Origin of the sequence: Pantoea sp. B9002, assembly GCF_013385945.1 — a bacterium.
In the GTDB taxonomy this organism is placed as follows: domain Bacteria; phylum Pseudomonadota; class Gammaproteobacteria; order Enterobacterales; family Enterobacteriaceae; genus Pantoea.
Genome location: NZ_JACAPA010000104.1, coordinates 217 through 429, shown reverse-complemented (window position 1 = coordinate 429; position 213 = coordinate 217). Strand labels below are relative to the sequence as shown.

The window sequence follows — 213 nt, the reverse complement described above, 5'->3', positions numbered from 1 at the left end:
AGGGGTGCGCTCTAACCAACTGAGCTACAGACCCAATTTCGAGCGCGTAACTGTTAGCGTTGAGCTATCAGCTTGGAGCTTAAAGCTGCTTCTATCGTCTTCTTCAATGAATCAAGCAATTCGTGTGGGAACTTATGGAGCAGCTGATGTCGTCGATTAAGGAGGTGATCCAGCCGCAGGTTCCCCTACGGCTACCTTGTTACGACTTCACCC

1 rRNA gene (only partly in view) is annotated in these 213 nt (G+C 50.2%); it reads right to left on the bottom strand.

The features are described 5' to 3' along the window. Positions 1-157 precede the first annotated feature (157 nt). Positions 158-213 (bottom strand): 16S ribosomal RNA (locus HX773_RS25835) (its annotated part continues 216 nt past the right edge of the window); the annotation flags it as partial.